Source organism: Cnuella takakiae (assembly GCF_001953305.1).
GTDB classification, from domain to species: domain Bacteria; phylum Bacteroidota; class Bacteroidia; order Chitinophagales; family Chitinophagaceae; genus Flavisolibacter; species Flavisolibacter takakiae.
The window spans coordinates 825,354-848,883 of the sequence record NZ_MTFE01000010.1; the positions used below are offsets into that span (position 1 = coordinate 825,354).

General features: G+C 49.7%; 24 protein-coding genes. 21 read left to right on the forward strand and 3 right to left on the reverse strand.

Annotation, left to right across the window (positions count from 1 at the left end; all coding sequences use genetic code 11):
• The 10 genes from BUE76_RS03905 to BUE76_RS03950 form a co-directional block, all read left to right on the forward strand.
• Nucleotides 1-273 (forward strand): hypothetical protein (locus BUE76_RS03905; RefSeq protein WP_216820619.1); only part of this gene is annotated, 273 nt, incomplete at its 5' end.
• Nucleotides 254-499, forward strand: a complete 246-nt coding sequence (locus BUE76_RS25430; protein ID WP_083596590.1) for a putative toxin-antitoxin system toxin component, PIN family — start codon at nucleotides 254-256, stop codon at nucleotides 497-499. The genes BUE76_RS03905 and BUE76_RS25430, both read left to right, overlap by 20 nt.
• Nucleotides 466-708 (forward strand): putative toxin-antitoxin system toxin component, PIN family, encoded by a 243-nt coding sequence (locus BUE76_RS25435; protein ID WP_083596607.1) that lies wholly within the window; start codon nucleotides 466-468, stop codon nucleotides 706-708. Before BUE76_RS25430 ends, BUE76_RS25435 begins: the two co-directional genes overlap by 34 nt.
• A gap of 371 nt (nucleotides 709-1,079) precedes the next feature.
• Nucleotides 1,080-1,613: a dihydrofolate reductase family protein gene (locus BUE76_RS03920; RefSeq protein ID WP_073044844.1), complete on the forward strand. Its 534-nt coding sequence runs from the start codon at nucleotides 1,080-1,082 to the stop codon at nucleotides 1,611-1,613.
• A 297-nt stretch (nucleotides 1,614-1,910) separates the two neighbouring features.
• Nucleotides 1,911-2,360, forward strand: coding sequence for a hypothetical protein (locus BUE76_RS03925; RefSeq protein WP_143157355.1), 450 nt, complete (start codon nucleotides 1,911-1,913; stop codon nucleotides 2,358-2,360).
• Between the two features lie 141 nt (nucleotides 2,361-2,501).
• Nucleotides 2,502-3,590, forward strand: coding sequence for an efflux RND transporter periplasmic adaptor subunit (locus tag BUE76_RS03930; RefSeq protein ID WP_073044848.1), 1,089 nt, complete (start codon nucleotides 2,502-2,504; stop codon nucleotides 3,588-3,590).
• 25 nt (nucleotides 3,591-3,615) lie between these two features.
• Complete coding sequence (locus tag BUE76_RS03935) at nucleotides 3,616-6,873, forward strand: efflux RND transporter permease subunit (protein WP_083596591.1); 3,258 nt, start codon at nucleotides 3,616-3,618, stop codon at nucleotides 6,871-6,873.
• On the forward strand, nucleotides 6,851-8,281 hold the full coding sequence (locus BUE76_RS03940) for a TolC family protein (protein WP_073044850.1): 1,431 nt from the start codon (nucleotides 6,851-6,853) through the stop codon (nucleotides 8,279-8,281). Before BUE76_RS03935 ends, BUE76_RS03940 begins: the two co-directional genes overlap by 23 nt.
• A gap of 313 nt (nucleotides 8,282-8,594) precedes the next feature.
• Nucleotides 8,595-9,224: a hypothetical protein gene (locus BUE76_RS03945; RefSeq protein ID WP_143157356.1), complete on the forward strand. Its 630-nt coding sequence runs from the start codon at nucleotides 8,595-8,597 to the stop codon at nucleotides 9,222-9,224.
• Between the two features lie 219 nt (nucleotides 9,225-9,443).
• Nucleotides 9,444-10,091 carry an NADPH-dependent F420 reductase gene (locus BUE76_RS03950; protein WP_073044854.1) on the forward strand — a complete coding sequence of 216 codons (648 nt, stop codon included), beginning with the start codon at nucleotides 9,444-9,446 and terminating at the stop codon, nucleotides 10,089-10,091.
• Between the two features lie 147 nt (nucleotides 10,092-10,238).
• On the opposite strand, the gene BUE76_RS03955 is transcribed toward BUE76_RS03950, so the two are convergent.
• Nucleotides 10,239-10,589 carry a winged helix-turn-helix transcriptional regulator gene (locus BUE76_RS03955; RefSeq protein ID WP_073044855.1) on the reverse strand — a complete coding sequence of 117 codons (351 nt, stop codon included), beginning with the start codon at nucleotides 10,587-10,589 and terminating at the stop codon, nucleotides 10,239-10,241.
• A gap of 86 nt (nucleotides 10,590-10,675) precedes the next feature.
• Between BUE76_RS03955 and BUE76_RS03960 the strand changes: the two genes are divergently transcribed.
• From BUE76_RS03960 to BUE76_RS04005, 10 genes are all read left to right on the forward strand, one after another.
• Nucleotides 10,676-11,800 carry an LLM class flavin-dependent oxidoreductase gene (locus BUE76_RS03960; protein WP_073044857.1) on the forward strand — a complete coding sequence of 375 codons (1,125 nt, stop codon included), beginning with the start codon at nucleotides 10,676-10,678 and terminating at the stop codon, nucleotides 11,798-11,800.
• Nucleotides 11,801-11,853: 53 nt separating this feature from the next.
• Nucleotides 11,854-12,276, forward strand: a complete 423-nt coding sequence (locus tag BUE76_RS03965) for an organic hydroperoxide resistance protein (protein WP_073044859.1) — start codon at nucleotides 11,854-11,856, stop codon at nucleotides 12,274-12,276.
• A 58-nt stretch (nucleotides 12,277-12,334) separates the two neighbouring features.
• Entirely contained in the window at nucleotides 12,335-13,351 is a 1,017-nt protein-coding gene (locus tag BUE76_RS03970) for an LLM class flavin-dependent oxidoreductase (protein ID WP_073044861.1), read from the forward strand.
• Between the two features lie 108 nt (nucleotides 13,352-13,459).
• Complete coding sequence (locus BUE76_RS03975) at nucleotides 13,460-13,657, forward strand: hypothetical protein (RefSeq protein ID WP_073044863.1); 198 nt, start codon at nucleotides 13,460-13,462, stop codon at nucleotides 13,655-13,657.
• A 210-nt stretch (nucleotides 13,658-13,867) separates the two neighbouring features.
• Nucleotides 13,868-14,860: a DUF1259 domain-containing protein gene (locus BUE76_RS03980; protein ID WP_073044865.1), complete on the forward strand. Its 993-nt coding sequence runs from the start codon at nucleotides 13,868-13,870 to the stop codon at nucleotides 14,858-14,860.
• 150 nt (nucleotides 14,861-15,010) lie between these two features.
• On the forward strand, nucleotides 15,011-15,409 hold the full coding sequence (locus BUE76_RS03985; protein WP_073045151.1) for a putative quinol monooxygenase: 399 nt from the start codon (nucleotides 15,011-15,013) through the stop codon (nucleotides 15,407-15,409).
• 180 nt (nucleotides 15,410-15,589) lie between these two features.
• Nucleotides 15,590-16,123, forward strand: a complete 534-nt coding sequence (locus BUE76_RS03990; protein ID WP_073044867.1) for a hypothetical protein — start codon at nucleotides 15,590-15,592, stop codon at nucleotides 16,121-16,123.
• Nucleotides 16,104-17,078, forward strand: a complete 975-nt coding sequence (locus BUE76_RS03995) for a bestrophin family protein (RefSeq protein ID WP_245798381.1) — start codon at nucleotides 16,104-16,106, stop codon at nucleotides 17,076-17,078. Before BUE76_RS03990 ends, BUE76_RS03995 begins: the two co-directional genes overlap by 20 nt.
• A 163-nt stretch (nucleotides 17,079-17,241) precedes the next feature.
• Complete coding sequence (locus BUE76_RS04000; protein WP_073044869.1) at nucleotides 17,242-19,440, forward strand: alpha-galactosidase; 2,199 nt, start codon at nucleotides 17,242-17,244, stop codon at nucleotides 19,438-19,440.
• A 498-nt stretch (nucleotides 19,441-19,938) separates the two neighbouring features.
• Nucleotides 19,939-21,102 (forward strand): zinc-dependent alcohol dehydrogenase, encoded by a 1,164-nt coding sequence (locus tag BUE76_RS04005; RefSeq protein WP_073044871.1) that lies wholly within the window; start codon nucleotides 19,939-19,941, stop codon nucleotides 21,100-21,102.
• A 121-nt stretch (nucleotides 21,103-21,223) separates the two neighbouring features.
• Here the strand turns inward: BUE76_RS04005 and BUE76_RS04010 are convergent, their stop codons facing one another.
• Both BUE76_RS04010 and BUE76_RS24415 read right to left on the reverse strand, forming a co-directional pair.
• Nucleotides 21,224-22,180: an alpha/beta fold hydrolase gene (locus tag BUE76_RS04010; protein WP_073044873.1), complete on the reverse strand. Its 957-nt coding sequence runs from the start codon at nucleotides 22,178-22,180 to the stop codon at nucleotides 21,224-21,226.
• A 95-nt stretch (nucleotides 22,181-22,275) separates the two neighbouring features.
• Complete coding sequence (locus BUE76_RS24415; RefSeq protein WP_158069922.1) at nucleotides 22,276-22,437, reverse strand: hypothetical protein; 162 nt, start codon at nucleotides 22,435-22,437, stop codon at nucleotides 22,276-22,278.
• A gap of 321 nt (nucleotides 22,438-22,758) precedes the next feature.
• Here BUE76_RS24415 and BUE76_RS04015 point away from each other — a divergent pair, with 321 nt between their 5' ends.
• Nucleotides 22,759-23,457 carry a GNAT family N-acetyltransferase gene (locus BUE76_RS04015; RefSeq protein ID WP_073044875.1) on the forward strand — a complete coding sequence of 233 codons (699 nt, stop codon included), beginning with the start codon at nucleotides 22,759-22,761 and terminating at the stop codon, nucleotides 23,455-23,457.
• Nucleotides 23,458-23,530 lie beyond the last annotated feature (73 nt).

Below are 23,530 nucleotides of genomic sequence, written 5' to 3' on the forward strand. Positions count from 1 at the left end.
GCTGCCATGCTTTTACTCCTGTTGGCCAGTTTCCGTAACTTCGAAGCTATGCAGACCTTTCAAGTAAACATCCTCAACCCAAAAGCGGCTAAATTGCTCCAGGACCTGGCAGACCTGAAGCTTATTTCCATCTCAGAACAGCCCGAGAACGGCTTCCAAACTGTCGTGAGCCGCCTACGAAAGAAAGCAGCAGCTGCACCGCCCTCTCTGGAGGAAATCACCAAGGAAGTAGAAGCAGTAAGAGCAAAACGCTATGCCAAGAACAAAGCATAGGCTGGTCATAGACACAAACTTGTGGGTAAGTCTGCTACTCACAAAAGGTTTTGCCAAATTCGACCCTATTCTCTTCGGCGAGCATATCGTTCTTCTTTTCAGCCGGGAACTGCTCGATGAGTTCATCGAGGTTGCAAGAAGACCTAAGTTTAAGCGCTATTTCGCCATTGAGGACCTACAGCAACTACTTGCATTGAGGACCTACAGCAACTACTTGAAAGCATAAGCAGGAAAGCCCAATTCGTTGACGTAACCTCTGAAGTTGACGCCTGCAGGGACCCAAAGGATAATTTCCTGCTATCCCTAGCTCAGGACGGCAAAGCCACACACCTCCTGACAGGTGACAAGGACCTCCTTGAACTTCAGAAACACGGTAGGACCAAAATCCTTACCATCTCGCAAAATCTTTCCGGCGGACGGAAGCACGGCACCTAACATGGGTGGCTATGGCGCAAACTAGCCAACAAACAAAATATTGAGTGAAGGACTGCCTGCAAAAGCGGTCCTTTTGTTTTTGCGTATTTCAGGCCTGATCGCATGTCTCCGGCTATATACAGCACCATAGCTTGAAAATGCCCCAAAACAAGCCTTTTCAGGCCTCTGAGGTCTTTTTAAGTCTCATTGCTGCCGGTTGTGCTTGGGCGCTAACAGGGCGGATGAACATGGACTTAAACAGGTCTTTTCTATTTAGCTTTCGTATCTTAGCCAAGCTGCCAATGCGCTATTGTCCCACCTCCGGCAATGCATTGAACATTGATGATCCTGTTGCAACCATCATACAATACCAAAATTGATTGCATACCATAATGGAACGAAAAGTAATACTTTACATAGCAACTAGCCTGGACGGATACATAGCAAAGCCGAACGATGACCTGAGCTTTTTATCTATCGTCGAACAGGATGGTGAAGATTACGGGTATGCAAACTTTGTAGCATCAGTGGACACCGTTATCCTGGGTCGAAGAACTTACGATTGGGTAATGACCCAGGTTTCAGAGTTCCCGCATGCAGACAAGGAATCTTATATCATTACAAGAACAGAGCAACCAAGCGTTGGAAGAACAAGTTTTTACACCGGAAGTCTCCGGGATCTCATTTTTAGGCTCAAGAGTGAAGCGGGTAGCAACATTTTTGTCGACGGCGGTGCTGAAATTGTAAATGAACTGCTCAAGGAAAAGCTGATTGACGAGTTTATCATATCTATCATTCCGATTTTAGTTGGCAACGGAACCAGGCTTTTCAAAGATGGACGACCAGAACAACAATTGGTATTGCTTTCATCGAAGCATTTTGAAAAAGGATTGTGTCAACTGCATTATAAGTGTGCAGACAACTGACATAGCAAGAACCGAAGAATAGACCCTAACACCGGATTCCAGCAATGCAGGCTGAAGCAAAAAGGCCAGACTTTGCCGCTCTGGGTACCTTTATTACATTCGGTTGGCTGACGGATCACACAGGCCCGCACAGTGTAAAATCATTAACCGTTTTGCGTTATGTAGCCGCCCGTGTACTTTGCCTAATTCAATCTGGTATTTGATCACCTGCGCCCATTTGGTTCCCTGAAGCAGGGATAACTTTTTAACAGGAAATTGCAATACTCCTTTTAAAGTCGTTTAAATTTGCGTCTTGAAATGACACCAACAGGCAGAATATCAAAAAGCAATAAGTTCCATTGGGAACAAATAATGCCATGTCTGCCTTTTATTATTGGGTTGTTATTGGGCTTTCAGTTATTTGCTTATCCTGTATCTGCCCAGGAGCAAAGCGCGTTGAGCCGTTTTGCATACAGCCATCTAACTCCCCCGCAAAATAAGGACCTACCTGAGGGACAGCACCTGCTGGCTAATTTGCCAGAGGATTCAGAAGATCCAGACGATTCGAACGAATATGAAAATTCGGATCAGCCGGACGACCAGGATGACCAGGCTGATTATGATTGGGAGGTCACCAACAGGTTTTATGTTTCCAACCTGCTCCCTGTTGCGGCGCCGGCATCTGTAACCCTAAACCGCAAGGTCCAGATTAGAAAAGCACGCTCGCTTTTTATGCTTTACTGCTGCTGGAAGCGTTTCCTATCCTGATGATTGATAGTTCACTCCTTTTTGGCTTCTCCAAATGCGCTCCTGCATTTGAGCAGGCAGCTTTTTGCGTGCGTTCCAAGGCGTAACAAGTCTTAGGAAGGCAGCTCTTATACCCTATCCCGTTCAAATAATCAAACAGTAATGAAGACGTCCTCTCTGCTCTTCTGCTTTGCCGTGCTGTTTTTAGCCGGTTGCAAGCAAAACGAACAACACAAACAAGAAGAAGCAACCAAATTCATCGTAACAACGCCCCAGCAAAAAGACACGCTTATTTACCAGGAGTACGTGTCGCAAATCCATTCCATCCAGCACATCGAACTGAGGGCCCTTGAAAAAGGTTATTTGGAAAAGATCTATGTAGACGAAGGGCAGCCCGTTAAGAAAGGGCAGTTGTTGTTCCAGATCATGCCGGTCATTTACCAGGCCGAAACCAAGATTTCGCAGGCCGAGCTAAGCGCCGCCGAGATCGAGTTTCAAAACACCAAGGCGCTTGCAGACAGCCAGATTGTGTCGAAAAACGAACTGGCAATGGCCAAAGCCAAGCTGCAGAAAGCAAGGGCCGACCTGGACCTTTCAAAAGCCCATTTAGGGTTTACCCAGATCAGGGCACCCTTTGACGGCATCATCGGCAAGTTCAACGATGTGCGCCTGGGCAGCCTGCTGGATGAAGGCGAACTGCTGACAACCCTGTCGGACAACAATAAAGTATGGGTTTATTTCAACGTTCCGGAAGCAGAGTACCTCAACTATGCTGCCCAACGGAAAACCGACCCGCACGCCAGCGTTAAGCTGCAACTGGCCAACAATGCCCTGTACGACCAGGATGGCGTCATTGAAACCATTGAAGCAGACTTCAACAACGAAACGGGAAACATTGCTTTCCGCGCCACTTTTGCCAACCCCTACCGCATCCTGCGACACGGCGAAACCGGCAATATCCTGATGCCTACACCCTTAAAAAATGCACTGCTCATCCCGCAGAAAGCAACTTTTGAAATCCTGGACAAAAAGTATGTGTACGTGGTAGACGCATCCAACAAAGTTGCTGCCCGCGAAATTTCCATCCAGCAGGAAATACCGCATATCTACGTGGTATCCTCAGGGGTACAGCCAACCGATAAGATCCTGGTGGAAGGTATCCGCAAAGTAAAAAACGGCGATACAATCCACTATGAACAGCAGTCTTTTGATGCCATCATCCGTGAACTGCAAAAACTGAAAGCAGAGTAAATGCAAGAACCTAAAACCATAAAGCATGTTTAGCAAATTCATACAGCGGCCGGTTCTTGCTATTGCCGTTTCGCTGGCTATTGTATTCCTTGGCATACTGGCCATCAAAACAAGACCGGTATCCCAGTTTCCTGATATTGCCCCTCCGAGGGTCAATATATTTATTGCTTACCCTGGCGCCAGCGCCAATGTACTGGTAGAATCTACCCTCATCCCACTGGAACGCGCCATCAACGGGGTACAGGGGATGCTTTACCTTACCTCGGACGCCACCAGTGCCGGCGAGGCAACAATCCAGATCCTTTTTGAACCCGGTACCGACCCCAGTGCAGCCGTGGTGAATGTAAAAACCAGGGTAGATGCCATCATGAACAACCTTCCGCCGCTGGTGCAACGGGAAGGTATCATCATCACACCCATCCAGCCCAGTATGCTGATGTATGTGAACCTGTTCAGCACGGACAAGAAGGTGGATGAGAAGTTCCTGTACAACTATGCCAGTGTGCACATCATTCCCGAACTGCAGCGGATCAGCGGCATGGGGCGTGCACAGATACTCGGAAGCCGCACCTTTGCCATGCGGGTATGGCTGAAACCCGACCGGATGCGGGCCTACAACGTGGCTACCGAAGAAGTGATGAAAGCCATGGAGGAACAAAGCATCATCGGCAGGCCGGGACGATTGGGACAAGCCTCCGGCAAAACGGCACAGTCGCTTGAGTTCACCCTTACGTACAAAGGACGGTTCAATAAACCGGAAGAATATGAAAACATCATCATCCGCGCCAATCCAGATGGTGAACTGTTGCGGTTGAAAGATGTTGCCAACGTTGAATTGGGCAGTGAGTTTTTTGACATCTATTCCAACAAAGACGGGAACCCTTCGGCCTCTATTGTGTTGAAGCAAAACTCAGGCACCAATGCCAGTGCAGTAATTGAAAAAACAAAAGCGAAGCTGGAAGAACTAAAAAGAGACTTCCCCTCGGGGATGAATTACGAGATCAACTACGACGTATCCAAATTTGTGGATGCTTCTATTGAAAAAGTAATGCATACCCTGATAGAAGCCTTTATCCTGGTGGCGCTGGTGGTATTCATCTTCCTGGGCGACTGGCGTTCAACCCTCATCCCCATTATTGCCGTTCCGGTATCGCTGGTGGGCGCCTTTGTGTTCATGCAACTATTTGGCTTAACCATCAACCTGATCACCCTTTTTGCCCTGGTACTGGCCATTGGTGTGGTGGTGGATGATGCCATTGTGGTAGTGGAAGCCGTACATGCCAAGATGGAGGAAGAACACCTGTCGCCGATCAAGGCGGTGAAAAAGGTGTTGACCGAAATAAGCGGCGCCGTAATCGCCATCACCCTGGTGATGACCGCCGTATTTGTGCCCATTGCTTTTATGACCGGGCCGGTGGGTGTGTTTTACCGCCAGTTTTCCATCACCATGGCCAGCTCCATCATCCTGTCGGGTGTAGTAGCGCTTACCTTAACCCCAGTGCTCTGCGCCATGATCCTGAAAAACAATCATGGTAAACCCAAAAGGAGGACACCGGTACGCATGTTCATCGATTGGTTCAACCGCAACTTCGAAAAACTTACCGGGAAGTATACCGGCCTGCTGGAGCGGATTGCCAACCGCAGGCTTATTACAGTGGGATTGCTGGTAGCCTTTGGTTTTGGCATTTTCAAAATGAACCAGACCCTGCCCTCGGGCTTTATTCCCAACGAGGACCAGGGACAGATCTATGCCATTGTACAAACACCCCCGGGAAGTACTTTGGAACGTACCAATGATGTGTCGAGGCAGCTCCAGAAAATAGCCGAAGAAATAGACGGCATCGAATCGGTGACCTCCCTGGCAGGTTATGAAATACTGACCGAAGGCCGCGGATCGAATGCGGGCACCTGTTTGATCAACCTCAAGGACTGGGAACACCGGAAACATTCGGTAAAAGAGATCGAAGCAGAACTGGAAGAAAAGTCGAAAGACCTGGGAGCCGTGGTAGAGTTTTTTGAACCACCGGCAGTGCCAGGTTATGGTTCATCGGATGGCTTTTCGCTCCGGTTGCTGGATAAAAACAGTACCATCGACTATCAGGAGTTTGACAAGGTCAACGCCGAGTTTATGGATGCCCTGAAAAAACGCAAGGAACTGACCGGCCTCTTTACTTTTTATGCTGCCAACTACCCGCAGTATGAAATAGTAATCGACAATGAAAAGGCTATGCAGAAAGGGGTATCTATCGGTACGGCGATGGAAAACCTCAACATCCTGATCGGTAGTACCTACGAGCAGGGTTTCACCCGTTTCAATACATTCTATAAGGTCTATACGCAATCCAGTCCTGAATACAGGAAGTTGCCATCGGACATCCTGAATTTGTATGTGAAAAACAACCGCGATGAGATGGTTCCCTATTCCACGTTTGCCACGCTGCGCAAAACCCAGGGACCTAACGAAATTACCCGTTACAACCTGTACACCTCCTCTTCCATCAGGGGCCTTCCGGCCGCCAGCTATACAACGGGGGACGCCATCAAGGCCATCAGGGAGGTAGCGGATCAAACCTTACCCAACGGGTATGATATTGCCTGGGAAGGTTTATCGTACGACGAAGCCGGGCGGGGCAATGAGGCAGTGTACATCCTGCTGGTGGTGTTGATCTTTGTGTACCTGGTACTGGCCTCGCAGTACGAAAGTTTCCTGCTGCCGATGGTGGTGGTGCTTTCGTTGCCGGCGGGTGTTTTTGGCGCTTTCCTGTTGCTGAAAATAATGGGCCTTGCCAACGATATCTATGCCCAGATCGGCATGATCATGCTGGTGGGCCTGCTGGGTAAGAACGCGGTACTGATCGTTGAATTTGCCGTTCAGATGCACAACAAGGGCACTACGGTACTGGCCGCTGCCATCGAAGGTGCCAAGGCGCGTTTCCGCCCTATTCTAATGACCTCCTTTGCCTTTATGGCCGGGTTGATACCCCTGGTGCGGGCTACCGGCGCCGGTGCGGTAGGCAACAAAACCATTGGCGCTTCGGCTCTTGGGGGGATGCTGCTCGGAACCCTGTTCGGTGTCATCATTGTACCCGGGCTATATTACATTTTCGGTACCTGGTCCGAAGGCAGGAAGTTGATCGACGGGGAAGATGAAAACCCGCTTACCGAAGATTTTGTTGCCAAAAAGCCTGCTGCTTTTTGGTTCAAGAAGATTCAAAAAATGGGATTGGTACGTCAAGTAGTTAAACGTAAAAGGATGAACAATGAACAAAAAATCACTAAATAAAATCACCGGCTTATTCCTCATTCTTCTGTCGCTTTGGGGATGCACTACCATCCAGGATGCCACCAAAAGGGAAAGCCGTACCGTTCCCGGGCAGTTTAAAAATGCACCCGACAGCGCCAATATAGCCGATATAAACTGGCGGACTTATTTTGCCGATAACCAACTGGTGGCCCTGATTGATACTGCTTTGAAGAATAACCAGGAACTCAATATTACGCTCCAGGAACTGGCCATAAGCAGCAACGAAATAAGAGCCCGGAAGGGGGAATACCTGCCCTTTGCAAAGATCGGCACCGCGGCAGGCGTTGAAAAACCAGGCCGGTATACCAGGTTTGGGGCGCTGGAAGAGCAACTCCAGGTAAAAGAAGGATCGCGTTTCCCCGAGCCTTTGCAGGATTACTACCTGGGGGCTTCGGCATCCTGGGAAGTGGATATCTGGAAAAAACTGCACAACGCAAAAAAGGCAGCCATATCGAGGTACTTCGCAAGCCAGGAGGGCCGAAACTTTATGGTCACCAACCTGATTGCAGACATTGCAGAAGCCTATTATGAACTGATGGCCCTGGACAACCAGTTGGCCATCATCCAACAGAGTATCGAGGTTCAATCGGGTGTACTTAAAGTGGTGCGGCTGCAAAAAGAATCGTCACGAGTGACACAATTGGCCGTCAACCGTTTTGAAGCGCAACTGCTCCATACCCAGAATGTTCAATACGAGATCAGGCAAAGGATTGTGGAAACGGAAAACCGCCTCAATTACCTGACGGCGCGGTTTCCCCAGCCAATACCAAGGGCTTCCACATCGTTCAATACCATCCGGGTAGACTCCTTCCAGTCGGGCATACCAGCCCAGTTGCTGGTGAACCGCCCGGATATCAGGCAGGCCGAATTTGAACTGGCTGCTTCCAGGTTGGATGTGCAGGTGGCCAGGGCCAACTTCTATCCCTCGCTTAGTATTTCGGCAGGGGTTGGTTTCCAGGCTTTCAATGCGGCTTATTTGCTGAACCCGCATTCCATCCTGTACAACCTGGCCGGCGACCTGATGGCGCCCCTTATCAACAAGAATGCGATCAAAGCGGCCTACAATACAGCTACTGCGCGACAGGTGCAGGCGGTATTCAAATATGAACAAACCATCCTGAATGCTTATGTAGATGTATTGAATCAGCTGTCAAAAATTGAGAACGCATCCAAAAGCTATGATACCAAAAGGCAGGAAGTGGAGTTGCTGATGCAGTCGGTAAACATTGCCAATAACCTGTTCAATTCGGCCCGGGCCGATTACAGTGAAGTGTTGCTGACGCAAAGGGAAGCGCTCGAGTCCAAGATGGAACTTGTTGAGGCTAAGATCAAACAGCTGAATGCCAAAGTGCATATTTACCGGGCCCTTGGCGGAGGTTGGAAATAACAAGGCCATTCATCCAAGTCTATGACTGAAGTGTCTTTTTCATTAATTATTAAAAGCCCCAGCCCCTTGGTTGGGGCTTTTTTTAGGGCACAATAATCTGAAAACAACCATGTGGTATACTCCTGTAAGCCAGCTCAAAATAGAAACGGTTCAAAGGCTTTTGGATAAATTGAACTGGTAAGGAGTTGCGTTTTTGGCGTATCAGATATTGAAATACGCAATTGCAAATGTTTGTACAACAAAAACCTGGGTTTAAATTGAGCAAAGAATTATCTGCTGGTAATTTCTTATAGCAGACGTTAGCTGCAATTTTATGACCTCAAACATTGAATGTACTACTGGGCAGCCAACACACTTTGGCACATTGGGATACTATGGTTTACTTGATTGGTGGAATTCTGATTTCACAATTCAAGAAAGATCCTACATAACCCAAAAATATGTTCCAATGGGAGGAGGTGATTTAACATCTGGTCAGATACTTAATGCTTCTGCTTCGGTAGTTAATTTTCTTACCGGCCTTCAATCATGGTTTACGAATTTGTCCGATGAAGCTATTTCACAAAAAATTTTATTAAAAGCAGAACAACTTGTTACGCCGAAAATTCCTATACTAGATACTCACTTTTTGTACGGTGCTCTTCTTGAACATTATTATAAAAAGCGAAAATTGAATACTGAATATTATAATTTGGCGAAAACGTATTGTCAAAAACAAATTGAGTTAGCTCCCAAAACAAAATCTGTATTTATAAAAGAGTTTGGATTGTTGCCACGTCATAAGGGTTATGAGCAATTAGCGATCATTTTAGAAAAAGAAAATAATTGTATTGCAGCTTTACAGCTTTGTCAAAATGCAAAAAAAGATGGTTGGAATTCTAACTGGGACAAACGCATTTTAAAACTTGAGACAAAACTATCCGAAGAAAAAAACAGCAGCTAACAGTAGCTTGCCAATATACCGGCTGAAGAATAATCATTCAGCAATTGTTCTTTAATCAACATTTGAATAATTTACCAAGCTAACGGAACACAGAATGCCGCTACTGACAGCAAGCTGGTAACCGTCGTTACCCTCCTGAAGCCCATCCAGTGTCTACTCCTTTTGAATTGTGTGGCAGCCGGGACACCGAGTAGACCGAAACCTTTTAATAAGCACGACATGAAATTTGGAATAATTGGAACAGGAGACGTTGCAGGTGCAATTGCCACTAAACTGGTAACGCTTGGTCACGAGGTAAATATGGGCGCTCGTTCTACGAACAACGAAAAAGCAAAGGAGTGGTCAAAACTAAACGGTGCACTGGCTTCACAGGGTACATTTAAAGATGCTGCTTCTTTTGGCGATATCATTTTCAACTGTACAGGAGGCGCCGTATCCTTGGATGCTTTGGAAATGGCAGGGAGTGAAAATTTAAGTGGAAAGGTACTGGTAGATATTGCTAACCCGTTGGTGCGTGGCGAATACCTCTCATTGGTGCCATCTTTGAGCAATACAACCTCACTCGGAGAAGAAATTCAAAAAAAGTTTTCCGATACCAAAGTGGTAAAAACTTTAAACACGATGCATTACAGCCTGATGGTTGAGCCTTCTTTGTTGAAAGAGAAGCATGATGTCTTCGTTTGTTCGGACCATGAAGATGCGAAAGAAAAAGTGAAGGAGATACTGAATTGGTTTGGCTGGGAAGCTCCGGTCGACCTGGGCAAGTTGCCGAATGCGAGATACACGGAGATGTTATCGACAGTATGGAGGCCCGTATTCCAACTTACACATGACCCGATTTTCGCTTTCAAGATTGTACGCAATTGAGTTAAATGGCACATCGAGCAGGCTCATTTGCAAAACTTAATGCAGCATTTAGCATTTAATCTTATAAAAGAGCTGGCCTTGTTCCGATGCTGCTGCGTGATGCAGGCGACAAAAGCGTGAACGTGCAACATGCACTTAGCCACCACATTACTCTTTATTGAACATTTTCCTGCGATGGGTCAGTCCCCAGTCCTTCAATGCATAGATAATTGGCCCCAGGGTATCAGCATAAGGTTCTGATTTGTAGGTAACCTTAACCGGATATCCGTCTGTTATAATTCGCCGGATCAGTTTGTGCTGCTCCAGCTCCTTCAACTCCTTTGCCAACACCTTAGGTGTGATACCGGGAATACTTTCCTGTATATCGGTAAAGCGCTCATTGCCAATTCCCACAGAAATGATAATCGGCAATTTCCATTTCCCATTAATTACGTCCAGTGCATCCCGCACCGGCTTCACCGTATCCAAACATGGATGACACTTTGTCTTAGCTGCCATAAGTATTTAATAACACTTTCCTTCAGGAAAGTACTATACAAAGGAAAGCAATTTGCCGGAGCTTTGCACAAGAATAAATCCAAGCAATGAGTGATCGTAAAAAATTAAAGCTGGCAGCTATTATTGAGGGTCCGGGATGGAATTTTGTAGGTTGGCAGCACCCCGATATCCCGGCTGATTCCAGTGAGAATATCAATTTTTATATACAACAGGCAAAACTGGCTGAAGCGGCAAAATTTGATACCCTCTTTTTGATCGACGTGAGTCATGTAGGCCCGGGGAATATCCCGCATTACCTGAGTATGTTTGAGGGTGTCACGATCATGTCTGCCCTCAGTATGGTTACAAAAACCATTGGGCTTTCAGCTACAGTTTCAACCTCGTATGCGGACCCTTACAGCGTTGCCAGGCAAATTCTTTCCCTGGACAAAATAAGCAAGGGCAGGGCCTCTTTAAATGCTATTACCTCAAACCCGGGCGGCATGGTCAATTTCAGCCGTGGGCATTTAGGCAAGCAGGACCAAAATCCAATGCAAAAAGAATTTTCGGAGATATTATTGGGATTGTGGGATACCTATGAGGACGATGCATTTATCCGGGATAAGGAAAGTGGCGTATATCTGAATCCCTATAAAATGCATACGGTGGATTATAGAGGGGAATACTTCTCAGTAGATGGGCCCCTGAATATTAGCCGTTCCGTACAAGGCCGGCCGGTACTGTACACTGCAGGTACGTCGCCTACCTTATTTGATCACGCAACCAGGTATACAGATGGTGTATTTACACATGGCAGCACGCTCCAGGAAGCTGTGCTAATAGCGAACGAAATAAGGCGGCGATTGATTGAAAAGAACAGGCGTCCGGAAGATTTTATCGTGTCCATCTCCCAAAATCCAATTGTTGGCAAAACGGAACAGGAAGCACAAGAGAAATATTTAGCACTATTGAGGTACATTCCCAAAAACAGCATCCCGCGTCCCCAATTCTACGGCTCCGCCGAAAAAGTTGCAGATCAGGTGCAGCAATGGCACGAACATGGCGCCATGGATATGTTGATACTCCGCCAGGACCATCCCTATGGTATCAAGGATTTGATCGAATTGGTCGTACCTATTTTGCAGGAACGCGGCATATTCCGAACCGAATATGAATCGGATACGCTTAGGGGCAATTTAGAGTTGCCCAGGCCAGCATTTAGAAAAATTTAATCAGCAGGCTACACCAGTGTACCTGCTAGTAAAAACATTTCAAAAAAGTAACAATGAAAGCAATCTATACAGCTTCGGCTACGGCAACAGGCGGCAGAAACGGCCATGTACAATCAGACAATGGCGTTTTGGATATACAGGTTAGAGCGCCTAAAGCCATGGGCGGTGCTAATGACGATTACACCAACCCGGAACAACTGTTTGCAGCCGGCTACGCCGCTTGTTTTGACAGTGCTTTGAATCACGTTATTCGGCAAGAAAAGGTAAAGGCAGGCGAAACTTCGGTAACTGCCAAAGTATCCATTGGCGCTATAGAAAATGGTGCATTTGGATTGGCAGTAGAACTGGCAGTGAATATTCCGGAAGTAACCCCGGAAGAAGCACAGCGCCTAACCGGGCGGGCTCACCAGGTATGCCCTTACTCCAATGCTACCCGAAACAATATTGAAGTAAAACTGACGACAACGAATAAATAAAGGGTCGTTATAAATCGGAAAAGAACGATAGTTAAACGGAACCGATCATATTGAATGTATGAACCAACAAAATATTGCCTATTCAATTTTAGAACTGGCCATTGTATCGCAAGGAGAAACAATACAACAGACCCTGCATCATTCACTGGCCTTGGCCAAAGCAGCGGAAGAATACAACTACAAACGCATCTGGTTTGCCGAACACCATAACTCCGACAATATTGGCAGCAGCGCAACCTCCCTGCTTATTGGCTATGTAGCAGAAAACACCCAGGCTATCAGAGTTGGCTCAGGTGGCATCATGCTGCCTAATCATTCGCCCTTGATCATTGCCGAACAATTTGGGACGCTGGCGCATTTGTATCCAGGCCGTATTGATTTAGGGTTAGGACGTGCACCGGGTACTGACCAGCAAACAGCCCATGCTATCCGGTCCGACTTTTACAAGGCAGCGCAGGCCTTCCCTGAAGAAGTAGAAAAAATTGAGCGGTATTTTTCAATGGAGAACAAAAGCTCAAATGTGAGAGCAGCCATTGCGGAAGGAACGGATGTGCCACTGTATATTTTAGGCTCCAGCACAGATAGTGCGCATTTAGCAGCTCAGAAAGGATTGCCTTATGCTTTTGCAAGCCATTTTGCTTCAACTTATTTGCACCATGCGTTGAAGATTTATAGGCAGGAATTTCAGCCCTCAGAGTTTTTGAGCAATCCATATACAATTGCCGGGGTCAATGTTTATGTGGCAGATACGGATGAAGAAGCCGAACAATTATTCACCAGCTTAATCAGAATGTTCGTGGGTGTGTTAACCGGAGCCAGAGACCCGTTGCAGCCACCAACCCCAATGACGGAAGAGGTAAAGGAAATGTTTCAGCATCCTGCAGTATACCAAATGCTGAAGTATTCTTTCGTAGGCAGCAAGCAAACTGTCAAGAAAAAACTTCAAGCATTTCTTGCAGAAACAGGAGTGGATGAATTGATGGCCGTATCCACGATGTACGACATAAATGACCGGCTAAAATCTGCCCGACTTTTTGCGGAAATCATGGTGGAGATAAATGAAAACAAATTTTAAATAGATCCAGTTCATGTCCCCAAAATAAATGCCTTAGTGATTCCTCTGTCTTCTGCCACTAGCCCTACCTGCATCGATGCATTGTTTCAGCACAATTGTAAAGCGTTCATGGAACAACGCTTCTCCATAAAGATGGCGTGTGCGGGAGATGGTGGGATGCCCGATCAATTGTTCGTATACATTGTAGCCCGGGAAGAAGAGCATGTCCAAACGCATGGCAGCAGTATCGATGATACGGCGAACAGAGAGCAAATTTTAAATACCCTTTCAGCAGTAGGTGGACATCGTGCGGCAGCTTCCACCTAGCCAAAGAGCTAAACTCCAAACGAGTGCAGCCGGCAGGGAACCGGGGGCAGGGTTGCAGCCCGGAGGCCGAAAGAAAATGGAACAAACAAGGATTACTGTTATCTTGCCCCTGCACCCGCCACCGGCATTTACCATGCTGGTTGTCCGCAAGGTTTTTGAACAATCCAGGTAGGGGTCCTATCCATTTTCATTCAGCATACAAACCACCATATGAAACCGTTCGGCAAACAAATAGTACCCGTAAAAAGCTCCCTGACCCGCATCCTGGTTTTCCTTGGGTGCAGCATCATGGGGTACACCGCAAATGCCCAGGCAAACCATAATAACCCCGTGGCGGGCAACAATGGGGCAGCCGTTGACACCGCAGTTATTGAAAGGATCATGGGTGTCAAAGGCAAAGCAAACAAAGGCGAGTACAAGATCACCATTCCCCAAAACGACCTGGATGTAAAAGTTGACGGGTTCAAAATCATCCCACCCATGGGGCTGGGTACCTGGGTTGCCTTTACTCCTGCAAAGGAAGGGGTGATGGTCATGGGAGATATTGTGCTGACGGAAACCGATTTGGGGCCTGTGCAACAGGAAATCATCCGGCAGGGATTGACCTCCACTGCCATCCACAATCATTTTGTACGCAACCACCCGAACATCATTTTCATGCACATGGGCGGCTCGGGCACTACAGAAGCGATGTCGCAAAAAGCAAGGGCTGTTTTGGATAAAGTGAAGGCAGTAAGAGGTGCCGATCCCATGAAGGGAACCGCATCGAATGAAAACGTGCAAAACACGCTGGACACCAAAAGGCTGGACCAGGTTTTAGGCTACACTGCCGAAATGAGCAAGGGCGTTTACAAGTATACCATTGGCCGCCCCGATGTACAACTCACCGAGCACGGGGTTCCCGTATCCACCTTTTTAGGCTTCAACACCTGGGCTGCTTTCCAGGGAACACCCGAAAAGGCCGCGGTGGCAGGCGACTTCACCATGCTGGAAAACGAGGTGGAGCCTGTGTTGAAAGCCCTGGTTGAAAACGGCATCGAGGTAGTGGCCTTGCACAACCATATGGTGCACGAACAACCCAGGATCTTTTTCCTCCATTACTGGGGTGTTGGCCCGGCAGAGCAGCTGGCCAAAGGACTTAGGGCAGCGCTGGACCAAACGGGTAAAAAGCAGGGGCGTGCAGGTGGTATGCGCATGCATTAAGGCTGCTATTGTATGAACGGTATGCAACGATAAATGGTAAGCGATACAAGCTTGCAATTTATCGTTGAAGATTGTTTTATCGTTCCTGCAGCTTACCAGGGCTGGTACTGGTTAAGACATGCCGGTTATGCAACAACAATGATTGCACACATGAAGAATAGTTTGCTTTTCCTGTTGTCCCTGTTATGCTTTGGTACCCTTGCGGCGCAAAAGAACAGCATGTTGATCCGCGTATCTGAAATAGAAATCGATTCCAGTGCACTGGATGCATACAAGCGCATCCTGCAGGAGGAAGCCGCCGCATCGGTGCGCCTGGAACCGGGTGTCATTTCCATTTACCCGATGTACCAGAAAGACCGCCCCACACAGGTGCGGATACTGGAAATCTATGCCGACCGGGCAGCATATGAAGCCCATTTGAAAACACCACATTTTTTGAAGTATAAAACCACCACCCAGAAAATGGTAAAAGCCCTGCGGCTGTTGGATATGGAAGCAATTGATGCGGAAACAATGCCGGCAATCTTCCGGAAGCTGAAGGCACAATAAGGCATCAAAAGTCCAATAGCTAAACAGCAGTTCCGCTTGCATGGGCAATGGCTTGACAAGGTCAGACTTTAACTTAGATATCCCGCTCTTACCAGATTCTTACCACATTCTTATTTCTTTCTTACCCCTTCTTTACCCCCTTCTAACACCGTTGTTGCAGCTTGCTTCAAAATCTCCGTTATGAAGCATATCATGCTGCCCACCGATTTTACTGTGCAATCGCTCTGGCCCATCCACAACATTGTAAGGGATGCCCGCGGCGAAAAAATCTGTATCCAGGTGGTACACCTCATCGGGATGCCGATGGATATTTCCGGTTTGCTCTGGGCCCGCGAAAACAAGCCCTACCGGGAGGTGCCTGAAGGGTTCCGGGAGGCCTTCGAGCTGTTGTGCCACCGCTATAAACCCGTGATCGGAAAGATGGTGCTCCGCTTTGTGTACGGCAATACCGTCCGCCTGCTGCACCACCACATTGAAAGTGCCCAAATAGCAGCCGTATACCTGCTGGAAAATTACCAGTACGGCAAGCCTTTGCCCAATTCCATCGACCTTACCGGCATGCTCAACAACTGCCCCGTGCCGGTACTGCGCCTGCCGCTGCATGCCGGCGCACTCAGCGACTACCAGATCCTCTCGGCCCTGCTCGACGATGAACTGGAAGCCGAGCAGCCGCAGCAGGCACCACCTACACCACGTGTGGCCAATTATTCCTAACCGGCAGGCCCTGCCTGCGCTTTACCAATGGAGCACCTTTGCAATGCTGTTAAAAAGAAACATACCGATCCGCTACGTGGCGGGCAAGATCAAAGTGGAACTGATTGCCATTACCATCTTTGCCACCCTGGTAGCCACCCTGTACGAGCACTTTCACCTGTGGCGTATTTCCATACCCCTTGCCGTGCCCATGATCATGGGTACGGTGATCTCCCTGTTGCTGGCCTTCCGCTCCAACCAGGCATACGATCGCTGGTGGGAAGCCCGCACCGTTTGGGGCGCCATCGTCAACGACAGTCGTACGCTGGCCCGACAGGTCAAAACCCTGAGCCGTGAGGCCTATGAAGGCGACGAGCTGTTCTTTTTCAAACAGCGTTTTATCAAGCGGCAGATCGCCTGGTGTTATAGCCTGAGCCGCAGCCTCCGCAACCAGGATGCCACCGCAGGCCTGGAGCCCTACCTGGTAAAGCGCGAGGTGCAGTTTGCCGGCAACTATGCCAATATTCCTATGGCCCTGCTGGAGCTGCATGGCTACGACCTGCAAAAGGCGCTGGAGAACAACTGGATCAACGAGTACCAGCAAGTGGCCATCGACCAGACCCTTACCCGTCTTTGCGATGCCATGGGTAAATGCGAACGCATCAAGAATACCGTGTTCCCGGCCACCTATGGCCTGTACATTCATTTTGCACTGGTGATCTTTTTTATCCTGCTGCCCTTTGCCCTCATCGATGTGTTTGGGATCATATTGTATATCCCCGCCATTGTAGCCATTGCCTCCGTATTCTTCCTGATCGAGAAGATGGCCATCCACCTGCAGGATCCCTTTGAGAACAAGCCTACCGACACGCCCATGACCGCTATCTGCGGTACCATCGAACGCGACCTGAAGCAGGTAATTGACGAAGAAGTGCCTGAACCCCGGAAGCAACAGGCTGACTTTTATTTGCTCTGACAAAAAAACAAAGCCGGTAGCAGGCGCACCTTTCCCGTAAAGCCTGAACCTTGGGCAGGGCGCCGCTACCGCACCTATTTGCTGGCAGAAAAATGAAGGGCATTGGTTAAAAAACGCGCAGCTATTGTTGACTGCTTCCCCTACTTTCGACGAAAAACCAAGCATGCTTTCTTCCCCTTACCGCCTGGGCAGCCACTTGTTGTGGCTGCTCCTGGTTTGTAGCCTGCCCGCCTTGGCGCAGCAAAAGACCATACCCGTTGAAACCGCCCACAACGCCCTTGCCCTGCAGGTAAATGCCGATGGCTACCTGTCGATGACCTACCTGGGCGCAAAGCTCCAGAACAGCAGTGAGTACGCCCATGTGGCCCGTATGTACCGCCGCGGCGACGACTACTCCGGCATCATCAATTCGGTATACACGCCATCGGGCTCGCGCAACCTGGTGGAGCCCGCCATCACCGTTACCCATGCCGATGGCAACACTTCGCTCGACCTGAAATATGTATCGCACAGCGAACAGAAGGAAGGCAGCAATATCGCTACTACCAGCATCTTATTGAAAGATCCCGCTTACCCTTTTGAAGTAACGCTGTACTACAAACGATACATCGCCGAAGACGTGGTGGAACAATGGACCGCCATCCGCCACCAGGAAAAAGGCAATGTGCTGTTGCAAAAATTTGCTTCCGCCAACCTCTATATTCCCGGCAATGATTTTTACCTCAAACAATACCATGGCGACTGGGCGCAGGAGATGCAGCCCGAGGAAGCCAAACTGACCCATGGCATCAAGGTGCTGGACAGCAAGCTGGGTACCAGGGCACACCTGTACCAGCCGCCTTCCTTCATGGTGTCCATCGACAAGCCGGCATCGGAAGATGAAGGCAAGGTGCTGGTAGGCTCCGTGGCCTGGTCGGGCAATTTCCGGGTGGATCTGGAAGTGGACCCGCTCAACAACCTGCGCCTGATTGCCGGCATGAACAACCATGCATCGGAGTACAGCCTGAAGGCCGGAGAAATTTTTACCACGCCTACCTTCCTGTACACCTACTCCGACAGAGGCAAGGGCGAGGCCAGCCGCCGCCTGCACCGCTGGGCCCGCAACTACCGCATCCTTGATGGCAAGGGCGAAAGGCTGACCCTGCTCAACAACTGGGAAGCCACCTTTTTCAACTTCAACGAGCAAAAGCTGGCAGCCCTGCTCAAGGACACCAAAAAGCTGGGCGTAGACCTCTTCCTGCTCGACGATGGCTGGTTTGCCAACAAGTATCCCCGCAATGCCGATAATGCAGGCCTGGGCGACTGGCAGGAAAACCGCCAGAAGCTGCCCAGCGGCATTGGTTACCTGGTAAAGGAGGCGCAGCAGAACGATGTGCAATTCGGTATCTGGGTGGAGCCTGAAATGGTCAATCCCAAAAGCGCTTTGTATGAAACCCACCCCGACTGGGTGATCAAACAACCCAAACGCCCCGAACACCTGTACCGCAACCAGCTGGTGCTGGACCTGAGCAATCCCAAAGTGCAGGACTTTGTGTTTGGCGTGCTCGATACCCTGTTTACCAAAAATCCAAAGCTGGCCTATATCAAGTGGGATTGCAACGCGGTTATCTACAATGCCTACTCGGCGCACCTGGGCAAGCAGTCGCACCTCTATATCGATTATGTGCGCGGCCTGTACAACGTGCTGAAAAGGATCCGGGCCAAGTACCCCACCGTGCCCATGATGTTGTGCTCGGGCGGCGGCGGCCGGGTAGATTATGCCGCCCTGCAGTATTTCACCGAGTTCTGGCCCAGCGACAATACCGACCCGCTGGAGCGCATTTTTATTCAGTGGGAGTATTCTTATTTCTTTCCCGCCATCGCCACTTCCAACCACGTTACCGATTGGGGCAGGCAGCCCCTCAAGTACCGCACCGATGTGGCCATGATGGGCAAGCTGGGCTTCGACATCGTAGTGAGTGAGCTGAAGGAAAAAGACCTCGAGTTTGCACAACAGGCAGTGGCTACCTACAAGCAGCACAGCGATGTGATCTGGCACGGCGACCAGTACCGGCTGCAAAGCCCCTGGGAGGGTGATTTTGCTTCGGTGCTGTACGTGGATGACAAAAAACAAAATGCTATCCTGTTCAGCTACCTCGTAAGCAACCGCTACCGCAGCGGCAGCACGGCGCCGGTAAGGCTGAAAGGACTGGATGCCGGGAAACGCTACCAGCTGCAAGAGATCAATTTGTACCCCGGTGTAAAATCCTCTCTGCCTGCCGATGCGGTGTATTCAGGCGATTACCTGATGACCGTAGGCTTCAACCCGCAGGTGGATGCAAGAAGGGCAAGCGTGGTGCTGGCGGTGAAGGAAGTGTTGTAGACGATGGGCCATGGATGATAGGGTAGACGACGGACGACGGACGATGGACGACGGGGTGGATGTTGCGGGTGCGTGGTGTTTTTAGATGGAAGGGAATGTATCGCAAAGGGCGCTGAGGTGTCGCAAAGGATCGCAGAGAAAAGCTTTGCGCCCTTTGCGTTGTCTTGGCGCCCTTTGCGATATTTTTTTGCAAACCTGTAGCGGTAAGTCAAAAGAAATCGGTGCACCTCCCTGTTCTCCCTGTCTCCGTGGTTCATTACTCCTGGCAGCTACAAGGCACGGCACCGCTTTTGTATGTTTTCCGTTCCAACATCGAATCTCAAACCCGCAGGAAACAGGTTGATCTTTCCCCTTTAGAAATACCCTTTTTCCTTAAACAAAATACCGGCAACGGCGCCGCAACTTGGGTTGGTTCCCACCATTCTGGGGTGGACCTTTCCAGGATGTGGCCGCCCGCTAATCCTCCCGCTTATTTTTTCACCCTTAATAACAACGTACATGAAGGCAGCACGCATCCATGGTCCGCGGAATGTTTCCTACGACACGGTTGATGATCCCAAAATCCAGGACGACCGCGATGTCATCCTCAAGGTAACGGCAACGGCTATTTGCGGTTCCGACCTCCACATCTATTCGGGCGGTTTGCCCCAGCCCCGCCCCATGGTACTGGGCCACGAGTTTATGGGCATTGTTGAAGAAGTAGGCAAGGGCGTAGGCAACCTCAAGCGCGGCGACCGCGTGGTGGTGCCGTTTCCCATTGCCTGTGGCACCTGTTTCTTTTGCAACCACCACCTGCCCGGCCACTGCGAAAACAGCAACCCCGAGCATTACGGTCCCGAAGGCGGGCTGCTCACGCAAAAGGGTGGCGCCCTCTTTGGCTATACCGACCTGTATGGCGGTTATGATGGCGGCCAGGCCGAATACGTTCGCGTTCCTTATGCCGACTTTGGTCCCCGCATCGTGCCCGACAACCTGAGCGATGAGCAGGTACTATTCCTCACCGATATCTTTCCAACAGGCTACAGCGGTATCGACTGGGGCGAGGTAAAAGGCGGTGAAACCGTGGCCATCTTTGGCTCGGGGCCTGTGGGTATCATGGCTGCCAAAAGTGCCTGGCTGCGTGGTGCGGCAAGGGTGGTGATTGTGGACACGCTCCAGTACCGTTTGGACAAGGCCAAAGCCGCTGCCAACTGCGAAACCATCCTGTGGGAAAGCGGCGCCAAGGACGTGGTGGAACAGATCCGTGCCATGACCCAGGGTCGTGGTGCCGACGTGGTGGTGGAAGCTGTGGGCTTCGAGCCCGACCGCAACCTGCTGGACCGTGCCAAGGCGGTGATCAACCTCGAGAAAGGCTCGCCCAAGGTGCTGGAGGCCTGTATGAGTGCCGTGCGCCGCGGTGGCATTGTTTCCGTACTGGGTGTGTATCCTACTACCTACGACAACTTCCCCATCGGGCAGTTCTTCGACAAAGGCATCATCCTCAAAGGTGGACAGGCACCGGCACATAAGCACATTGATACCCTGCTGCAATACGTGCAGGAAGGCAAAGTGAAACTGGATGATATCATCACGCACCGCCTGCCCCTGAGTGAAGTGGCACACGGGTATAAAATCTTCAAGGAAAAAGAAGAGGATTGCGTGAAGGTGGTGTTGATGCCATAAGGTTGTGCAGACAAAAACAGGCTACAACAATTATTAGAACCACGGAGACAGGAACGACACAGAGTTGCACAGTATTTAATCTGTGTTCCTCTGTGTACTCCCTGTCTCTGTGGTTCAATTTTTAGCGAGCATTCAAAAAGCCCAGCAAAGCCTTATTGAAATCCGCCAATGCCTGTATATGCGGTATATGCCCTATGCCTTTCAGTTCCACCAGCTTTGATCCCTTAATTTCTTTATGCAGCCACTTTCCCAATTGCGGGTAGTTGCCGTGTTGTGCGGCCACTTCTTTTGACAGCAAGGCTTTGCCTACGATGGTGCGGTCTTCCTGCCCGATGATGAGGAGGGTAGGAGCGGTAATGTTTTTAAACTCATATACCACTGGCTGTTCGTAGATCATCTGTGAAGCCAACGCACTGGCCCAGCTGGCTTCTTTGAAGTTGGGTATCTGCAATGCGGCATACTGTGCCTGCACATACTGGTCGTATTGGGGTTGCCACTGGGGGTAATAACTCTGCTGGTATTTGCGCAGCGATTCCATCGAGGCATTGAGCTCGCTGGCAAATTGTTTATCCAAAGCTGTGTAGGGAACAAAACTGCGGTAATCTTCCAGGCCAATGGGATTTTCATACACCAGTTTTTCCACCCGCTCGGGAAACATCAGTGCAAAACGGGTGGCCAGCATGCCGCCCATGGAATGGCCTACCACTATGATTTTGGCAATGCCCAGACTATCCAGCAGTTTGCGGGTATTGTCGGCCAGCAGGTGAAAACTGTAATGGATATTGGGCTTGTCGGAAAATCCCCAACCAACCTGGTCGGGTACCACCACGCGAAAGCCTGCACCCTGCAGGGAAGCGATCACCTCTTTCCAGTAATAGCCATTGAAGTTTTTGCCGTGCAATAAGAGCACAGACCGGCCATTGGGTTGTGCGGGTTGCACATCCATATAGGCCATGCGTGCCGGCAGCTGCTCGTTGGTGAGCTGCAGGTAGCGAACGGGGTGCGGATAAGTTGTTGTTTGCGCCAGTGCCAGTTGCACCAGCAGCAGGGAGAGGAAGCAGCAGATAAGCCTTTTCATGCGGGACATTTGGCCCTACCTGCTTCAATTTTTACACCATCAGGCTGTACTGCCCGGGTGGGTTGCCGGGAAGTACAGCAGGTGGGTATGTTTGTTTACGGCATTTGACGGGTAGTGTCAGTTGTGCCCGTTGTACCCGTACCCATGGTGCCTGAAGCCGATGTGGTGTCGGAGCCACTGGGCGTAGTAGTAGGCTGGGGTGTAGTACAGTTGGCCACGGTAATGGCGATGGCTACAATTGCAAGAAACTTTTTCATGGTTTGTGTTTTTAGGTGATTCAAAAAGAACTGTACTGCTTTAGGCAAATATGTGTCCAAAAGGAAGCTATTGGCGCCGCCCTTGCTTTTACGGAAAAGCTTGTTGACAGCTTAGCTGCTGATTCTTAGCACCTTGCTTTTTTATTAATTTTTGTTAATGGGAATTGGGATGCCAGGAAACAGGGTCAGGCTTTGTCTTACGCATCAGCACTTCCGACCCGCTGCAAGGGTTTCTTGCACAAAGCCCATACCTCTTTGCATGGGCCTGCCCCGAGCGGGTAAGCTCCTTACCTTTGCGCCTCACTAAAATACCTTAACCCGATGTCCGGCCTGGCCACTACCCCTTCTGTACTCGATAACCCCATCTGGTATGCCCTGCAAACCGGTAACAGGGATATGGCTTCCGGCAGCGGGCAGGCGCAGTACATCCGCCGCGATGCCGGTGCTTTTGCCGGCATGCCCCACAACAGTGTTGCAGAACTGGAGCAGCTGCAGGGCATGATCGCGGAGGGTGAGGTGGTAGTGCTGTTTACCACCGGGCACCTCACCATTCCCGCAGGCTGGCGTATACAACTCAACCGCGACCTGCTCCAAATGGCGCATACGGGCCCTTTGCAGCCGCTTTCGTCCTCGGGCCTAATACAATCCCTGACTGAGTTGCATATTCCCGAAATGCTGGCGCTTACGGCCCTTACAAAGCCCGGCCCTTTTTTGCAGCGCACCATCGACTTTGGCAACTATGAAGGCATTTTTGAAAACGGAAAGCTGGTGGCCATGACCGGCCAGCGCCTGCAGCCCGATCCCTATACCGAGGTGAGCGCCGTGTGTACCCACCCCGAAGCATTGGGAAAAGGGTATGCAGGTTTACTGCTGCAAAGCCAGGTGCGCCAGATAAAAACCGCAGGACGTATTCCCTTCCTCCATGTATATCCCGAGAATACCCGCGCCGTAGCCCTGTACCAGCGTATGGGGTTTGCGCTAAGGAGGGAGATGCGGGTGTATGTGTTGGAAAGGATTTGAGGGTTTTGGTTTTTGGTTTTTTGTTTCTGGTTTGGAGTTTGGAGTTTGGAGTTTGGAGTTTGGAGTTTGGAGT